This is a genomic window from Kitasatospora sp. MBT66, assembly GCF_000710405.2.
Classification (GTDB): domain Bacteria; phylum Actinomycetota; class Actinomycetes; order Streptomycetales; family Streptomycetaceae; genus Kitasatospora; species Kitasatospora purpeofusca.
On record NZ_JAIY01000001.1, the window covers coordinates 176,168 to 184,094 of the forward strand.

Below are 7,927 nucleotides of genomic sequence, written 5' to 3' on the forward strand. Positions count from 1 at the left end.
TGACCGGCGCGCTCGCTCGTACGGGATCGCTGGTCTCGGGTGCCATGTTGACCCGGGCCCCGCTTACAGGCTCATCGGGTCGACCCCGGCCAGTCGGAGCCGCGGGTCTTGCCAACGGCACCCGCGCCCACCGGCGGCCCCCGATCGGGTGATCCCCGCCCGCGTGCCGCCCCCGCAGCCGCTCACGGCCGCTACAGTCCCCTCAGGCAGGAAGCGCACGCCATGGTCGCTGTCACCTGTCACCTCATGCCCACGCCGCCGAGGTGACACGGGCGGCCGAGGCCCCACCGGCACAGCCGGAAAATGGGCCCGCCCGAAGCACGTTGATCGACCGCCGTGGACACCGACCGGGCGGGAAGCGTGGGTACCCCGTCCAGAAGGCGACATGTGCCATGACGAGGAACGGCTCCGACTCCCGCAAGCAGCGTGCCCGGGAGCTGATGCGCCCCGACTTTCCCTACAGCGAAGCGCTCCAGTTGCGTGACCGGCGTCGCGCCGCCTCGCCCGCGCGTCAGCACCTGGGGTGCGTCGTGCAGTTCGACGGCCGCCAGGGGGCGGACGTCGTCGTCGACCTCGCCGCGGCGCTCGCCCTGGACGGCCTGCGGGTCCTGGCCGTGCACACGGTCCGGCCCGGCGTCCTGTTCGGTGGCCGCGGGGCCCGTCGCCGTCCCGAGCCGGAGGCCCCGCCGGTCTCCGCGATCACCGAGCGGTCTGTTCCCGGCCGCGGGGCCCTTCACGAGGTCACCGTCACGACCCGCCCATTCGCATCCGGCGCTCCGGATCCCGTCCGAGCGCTGGTGGAGGAAGCCCGGAGCCGGTACGACTACGTCCTGGCCCGCTCCCACACCGTGCCCTACGACGCGCTGGAGCGGCGGGACCTGCTGGTCGGTTTGGTCAACCAGGAGCACCTGCCCGTCTCGCAGCTGATGATGACCGTCAAGGACGGCAAGCCCTGCCAGATCGAGGCGCCGCTCACCCCGGCGCAGTCCATCGCGCTGATGCAGCACGAGAGGGCGTCCCTGTTCGGGTGGAGCCCGCAGCCCCCGTCCGCGCTCATCCTGACGAAGTACCGGGGCCTCGACACGCTCCCGGCCGAGTTCCGGGCAGCGGTCGGCTACGAGCTGGAGGCCGCCGGCACACCGGTCCTCGGGGACCTGGAGGAACTGGCACGCGCTACCCGCACCCCGGTTCCCGAGGTGGTTCTCGACGATCCCGACAGTGAGGGGGCCGCCCGCTTCCGCGCAACCGCCCGCGCCCTGCACACCCTGGCCCGGGGCCGCGCCGTGCCGGCTGCCCGGCCGGCCCCCCGGCCCGGCTCCTGCGCCGGCGTCGTGGTCGGCCTGCTGCCCATGCAGCGCGCCGACGTCGCGACGGTTGCCGCATCCCTCGGGCGGGCCCTGGTCGAGCGCGGCCTGAAGGTCCTGGTCGTGGACGACGGCACCCGCGCACCGCTCGCGGGCGAGCCGGTGCCCGACTGGCCCGCACCCCCGGCCGCCGCCGCACTGGCGACAGCCGGCGGCCCGCACCCGCGAGGTGACGACCTGGACGCCGCGTTCGCCCGCGCCCGGGCCGGCTTCGACATCGTCCTGCTGTTCAACCGGGCGACCGACGGAAGTGCTCCCTACCGCATGAACGGGCGGGTGGACACCCACCTGGTCATCGCACAGGACGACGACCTGCCGCTCGTCGAGCGCATCGCCGACACCCGGCTGAGCGGGCAGCACCGCGTGCACTCCTGGCTGGACCGCCACTACCGCTCACAAGGCCGCGACCGGTCCGGCCCGTCGGCAGCAGCGTTCGTCGACAGCGTCACCGAAGCCGGCCGCCGGCTGTGGGGGGAGCTGTGGGGCGCCGCCTCGACCTGGCAGCCGCTGGAGGACTTCGGGCCTCGCCAGGTCGCCACCCGCACCCGGACCCTGCCCCCTGCCGCAGCCGCAGCCGTCCTGCGTGAGCGCTTCGTCCATCCCGCCGGCGGCGTCATGCCCATCGCTATCGCCGGCCTGGTCCTGCTCTCGGCCACCGCCCCGCCCGAGCAGTGGCTGTCGGCCGTCGCGGCCGAGATGGCCGCCGCCCGCACACCACTGCTCGGGCTGGTGCCCACCGGGCCCGACGCCGGGGGCGATACGGCGATGTCCACGGTGGCAACGGCTCTCGAGACAGCGCTGCTCACTGCGGGCGGCCCCGAAGGCCGATGACCGGAAGGCGTCGCCGGCCCGAAGCGCCCGGCCGGCGACGCCGCACCGGCAGCCTGACCGCGCGAACCGGGCCGGCCCCAGCACGCGTTCCGCAGACCGCTCCCGGACGTCGGCACCACGGGCTCATACGGCCGCTGCGACCGCAGAATCGGCCTGAATCTTGCTGTACGTCAGGTATTGCAGCCCTTTATGGTGTTCCGAGCTACTGCTCGGCCGCCCGGTGGCGGCCGTGGCCCGGCCGCCGGCCCGTGACCGGTGGGCGAAGAGGCCTGAGGGTGCGCCTGTGCATCGACCACCGCAAGCACCACCGACTCGTCGTGCCTGAATCCGGCGCGCAGCGGATCACGGGACCAGCGCGCCGACGAACAGGAGCGACATGGTCAGGCACCACGGACGCAAGCAGACCGCGCGGCGGCGAGCCGCCGCGGGCAACACCGGCCACCAGGTAGCGGTCGAGCAGTTGAAGGCCCGAACCAGCACCGCAGCCCACGGCACTTCGCCGTCCGCCGAGGCACACGACTGGGACGAGACGGTCGTGGCCGCCCTCACCGCCCTCGTCACCGACACCGGCACAGCTCCGATGCACACCGTGTGGCGGGACGCGTCCACCGCCCGGGGCGACAGCAGCCGCCCGCCGACCCAGGGCCAGCCGCCGATGACCGACCCCGACCGGTGGGGGGTGGCCGAGGCCTGCGTCGACGGCTACCTCGTCCGGCAGATCGCCTCCAGCCACAGCCACGGTCTGGAGAAAGGGACCCGGGGGCCGGTGCCGTACCGCACCCGCGACGGCGAGGTGGAGGTCGCGGCGCTGTGGCCGCTGGTGCACTGGCCCGAGAGGGGCCTGGGCTGGCGGTGGGTCCACAACGGATGGGGCGTCGAGCAGCCCGGGCGGATCCTGGGCGATGCCGACCCCCTGCGCCCCGCCGTCGCGCTGCCGTTCGAGGTTCGTGTCTTCAGCGTCCTCGACGGCGTCCTCGGCGAGGACTACGGGGTCTCGGCCCCGGGCTGGGAGACCGTGGCCTGGTGCGCCGCCTTGGAGCACGCCGCCGAACTCGCCCACGCCTACACCGACCACCAGTACACGACCCCCAAGCGCCGGCCCGACGCCGGGTACGCCCAGGCCGAAGTCTGGGAGCACGCCCACACCCTCGAAGTGCTGCCGGTGCAGCGCCTGGTCACGCACGCCGCCCCCGACCGGCCCGCGATCGCGCACCTGCGCTCCGACGCGCCGGTGCCCGGCCGGCCGGCCAGCGGCCCGTCCACCCCCGAGCCCGACTGGAGGCCGGGCCTGAAGTACCCGCCGAAGGGAGAGCTCAGGGTGTGGGACAACGGCCGCTGGAAGTCCTTCGCCTGGTTCACCGGCGCCGGCGACCCCGGCATCGCCGCCGCCCTGCTCCGGGTCGGCGCCGGCGGCCGCTACCCGTACGCGGAGAGCTGGCGCCCCCGCCACCCCGACACCTGGAGGCACGACTGGACCCAGGAGGGCCGGAGCCTGTCCCACCGGTACCCGGCCGAGCCCTACACGGAGACCGCCCGGCGCAGCGACCGGTCCCGGCGCCGACGTGCCGAGCACCTGGCCGCTTCCCTCGCCGGGCGCAGCGGCGGCCGCCTCACCGTCGAGCAGGCCGCCGACCGGATCCGCCGGGGCGGCCAACAGTACGAGGACTTCCTGCGCACCGGTCAGGTCGTCGTCCTCGACGTTCTCAACGCCCAGCGCCTGGCCCTCCCCGAGGGGCTGGAACGCGATGCCGTGCGTGCGTTGATCGATGGACTGGAGGACCGCCACGAGGTCCCCGGCGATCTGGTGCCGCCCGCGTGGGCCCGTCTGGACCAGGACGAGCGGGACGGCAAGCTGCCGGGTATGCGCGCCTACCGGGCCCGGGCCCTCACCGAGTACCTCACCCCGGCGGCAGACGGGGACGGCCTGCCCGGTCTGGCTCGCTGACGCCCTCGCCCCATCCTGGTGGCTCGGACCACACTGAAGGGCCTGGTCCGGCAGCGCTCTGCCGGACCAGGCCTGTGCGATCCGTCCAGCTCCGGTATCTCCTCGCCCGGCATCCGAGGCCAGAAAGGCGTTGGGACGGTGGTCATCCAGGCGAACATCTCCCCGCCGGGCCGTGTCTCGCACGGTGCCCAGCGATCGGCTCCAGCAGGCCGGGGCGCCGGTGCGCGAGCATGACCGGTTCGCCCACGTAGGCTGCCCACCGTGGGCATGGCGAAGCGACAGATGGAGACGGCGGACGAGCGGGGCTGGTACTCGTGCGGCGGGTGGGTCTGCGCGGAGTGCATCGCGGAAGCCGCCCTGAAGAAGGTGGTGTCGGACGCCGTCAGCACCGATGAGGTCTGCGACTTCTGCAAGGGCACGCCCGCGGCCGACATGGACGTGCTCACCGAGGCGTTCGTCAACGGCCTCCACACCGAGTACGCCAACGCGGACAACGAGGGCGTCCCCTACGACAGCGCGGAGGGCGGCTACCACAGCGCCACCACCTGGGACACCTGGGCCCTCGTCCACGACCACTCCGACGTCTTCGCCAACGACGCCCTCCTCCAGCCCATGGTCGAGGCGGTCGGCGAGCAGACCTGGACCAACATCAACTGGCAACTGCCGCGGTACAACGAGCAACTCGCCTCGAGCTGGTCGAACTTCTGCGAGCAGATCCAGTACAAGACCCGCTACGTCTTCTGGCTGCGCCGCGACGGGCAGGACGAGGAGGAGGCGCTTGGGGGAGAGATCCCCGCAGGGCGGATCCTCGATCAGATCGGGCGCCACCTGCTGGACCTCGACCTGGTGCGGGACCTGCCGGCCGGCACCACGCTGTGGCGAGCCCGCCCGGTGACCGACAAGGACCTGGAGGCAGCTTCGAGCTGGGGTGCCGAGGCCCTGGGCACCGCACCGCGGCAGTACGCCGTGAAGCCCAACCGGATGAGTCCGGCCGGCATCCCGATGTTCTACGGAGCCTTCGACCAGGCGACGGCTGTCCAGGAGGTCACCCAAGGCACCCCGATGCGGCTCGCCGTCGGCGCGTTCGAGCTGTCCCACGCCTGCACCGTCGTCGACTTCACCCAACTCCCCCCGATCCCGTCCATGTTCGACCCCGAGCACGGCCACCAGGTCCGTGCTCTGACCTTCCTCCACCAGTTCGTGCGCCAGATGGCCACACCGGTGCGTCCCGGGCACGACCACATCGACTACATCCCCACCCAGGTCGTCGCCGAGTACCTGATGAAGGCCTTCAATCCGGGCCGCCCGGTGCACGGCATCGTCTACGGCTCCTCCCTCAACCGACGGCGCTGTGTCGTCCTCGACTTGGACAGCACCTGCTGTGTCGAGCAGGTCGACGGCTGGTCCTCCGAGCACGCCCGCCTCGGACTCGTCCCCAACTCCGTGGCAGTGCTGCCCGCGGAGACCAGCTGACCACCCAGGCCGGCCCGGGCAACCAGCACGGAGCCCCGTACTGCAGGCCGCCGCCGGCGCCCCTCCCGATGGCTGACATTCGCCTGATCGAGGGAACTCCCCACGTCCCGCTTGCTCCTGGCCGCCACCGCCCGCCAACCTGGGCCAAGGCCTCGGTGGGAGGCCCTTCTCCGGGCGTCGGCCGGCCAAGTGGACGCTGGCGGGGACAGAGCCGCAACACCGCACCCCACCGGCAACACCCAGCGCACAGCCGAGGTGGCGACCAACTCCTCCCCGCTCGTCGCGCGCCCGAGGCCGGCGGAACGCGCGAGGAACGGACCCCCGTGAGCTCCAGGCAGCCCAGCCGCAAAGCCGCCCTCTACCGCATGTACACCGGCGACTCCCTCTCCAACCTCAAGCACGCCGCGAGCACCCGACTGCCCGCACCGAACGCCCTCCGGACTGCCTCCCCCGCGCAGCAGGAACTCGAGCACCAGGTCCTGCTGCACTACCGCGGCGGCAGCGTCTACGCCGCGCATCCGTTCGCGATCACCTACACGCGTGTCCTCGGCGACCGCACGGAGGTGCGCCTGGACCCGGCGGCGCGCGCATTCGACGAGCGCGTCGACACGGCCGAGCGCGCCATCGAGCACCTTCTCCCCTACACCCATCCGACCGCTCGCCCCGATGAGGGGCCTGGCGGCGCCCCTGGCATCCGCCTGCGCGGCATCGACCGAGTCGGTCTCCACCTCACGCACGCGAGCGACCCGAGCGCTCACCTCGTCCTGACCGGGCCCTCCGAAGTGGCCTGGAGCGCTCAACTCCAGGCTCGGACAGCCAAGCTCACCGCCGCCGGGCGCGTCCCTCTCTGGGACGAACCGACCCTCACCGCGGCTGAGCGCTCATACCCGAGCGAGCCCTGGCCCTGGCTGAGCGCTGGCGTCCTACGGCGGATCGGCCTGTTCTCCCGCGTCTCCACCGCGTACGACACCTACTACGGGGACCGTCACGACAGCCTGATGGTCGTGCTCCGCCACCTCCACCCTGCGCTCCCCGCGCACGACCAGCTCGTCCGCCGGCTCACCGACCCGGCCTGGGGCATGCCGCTCGTGATCGACGAGAACCACTGCGACTGCCGGCTCCGTCGCCCTGACCGCCCCTACACCCACGACCACACCTGGGAGCGGACCTGCCACGTCGCCCTCACCCATCGAGACGGACTCCCTGGCCGGCTCCTGCTGCGCTTCATGTCCTCGTCCGCCGACATCGGAGCAGAGGCCGGCTTCGCGGCTGAGGCCCGACGCGAACTCGCCCTCGCGGGAGCACCACGCGGCTGGCTCCGGCGGACCATGCCCGCTCCCCCACCCGCGCAGCGAAGGAGGCCGAGCCTGGCCGCCCGGCGCGCCAGCTGTACCGGCGAAACCCTCGCCGAAGCCGCACGAGCGCTCACGCCCGACGCCAGGAGCGCATTCCCCATCGCCACCGCTGAGCAGGAGCGGCTCGAGAGCGAGGTCCTCCAGACCATGAGCGCTCTTCGAGCGTTCGCACCCCGCGCACTGGGAGTCCGAGCGCTCCACCCCATGAGCGACCAGATCACCATCGACCTCGAGCCAGCCCTGCACACCGCTCGGCACTGGGCCGCCCTCCTCCCGGTCGGCTCCAGCGGTCGCACACCAGCCTCGGGGATCCCGGGTCTGCGTCACGAGCAGCACCCAGACGGAGTGCACCTGATCCGGGATGCACCTGGATCCGCCACTGCACGCGTCATCCTCCACGGGATCGAGCCTTCGCAGTGGATGGAAGCCGCGACCGGACTCAGGCGCGGCACGAGCCTTGCCGACCTCACCCCATGGACGGAGGAGGAGGTCGGCCTCTATACCGCCGCCAGCCACCCCGCGTGCGAGCACTACATCGGCAGCGGACTCATGCGCATGATCCGAGCTGTCTGCGGAGCCGGAGCGTCATCCGCGATCACGGTCTCCTCACACCCCGGTGAGAAGCCTCGACGCTGCGACTGGCGGGTCAACCTGCTCGACGGCCCTGGGCATGGCGCACTACTGGACCTGCTCACCGACAGCAGCCTCGCGCTCGGCCTCGAACTCTGGAAGCGCTCATGCACCAGCGACCACACGGGCTGCTGGTTCAAACTGACCGACGACGGTGGCCAGAAGCTTCTCGTGTTTGATCACTAATCTGACAGCACTCAGACGCGTGACCGATGAGCGACCACCGTCCAGTTCTCTCAGGGGATGCATGGCGCTCGCTAACTCTTATCGTCGCGCCGACGATAAGAGTCGCCCGAACGGGTGAGCCATCCCGCCACCCGACCACCGCA

General features: G+C 72.3%; 4 protein-coding genes. All 4 read left to right on the forward strand.

Annotated elements, in window-relative coordinates; genetic code table 11:
* Positions 1-392: 392 nt before the first annotated feature.
* The 4 genes from BI06_RS00830 (at position 393) to BI06_RS50145 (ending at position 7,784) form a co-directional block, all read left to right on the forward strand.
* Positions 393-2,195 (forward strand): hypothetical protein, encoded by a 1,803-nt coding sequence (locus BI06_RS00830; protein ID WP_043463721.1) that lies wholly within the window; start codon positions 393-395, stop codon positions 2,193-2,195.
* 376 nt (positions 2,196-2,571) lie between these two features.
* Positions 2,572-4,140, forward strand: coding sequence for a hypothetical protein (locus BI06_RS00835; protein WP_043463724.1), 1,569 nt, complete (start codon positions 2,572-2,574; stop codon positions 4,138-4,140).
* 267 nt (positions 4,141-4,407) lie between these two features.
* On the forward strand, positions 4,408-5,613 hold the full coding sequence (locus tag BI06_RS00840; protein ID WP_082558167.1) for a HEPN-associated N-terminal domain-containing protein: 1,206 nt from the start codon (positions 4,408-4,410) through the stop codon (positions 5,611-5,613).
* A gap of 323 nt (positions 5,614-5,936) precedes the next feature.
* The gene (locus BI06_RS50145) at positions 5,937-7,784 is read left to right on the forward strand and encodes a hypothetical protein (RefSeq protein ID WP_043463731.1); all 1,848 of its coding nucleotides are present in this window, start codon (positions 5,937-5,939) and stop codon (positions 7,782-7,784) included.
* The last annotated feature ends 143 nt before the right edge of the window (positions 7,785-7,927 follow it).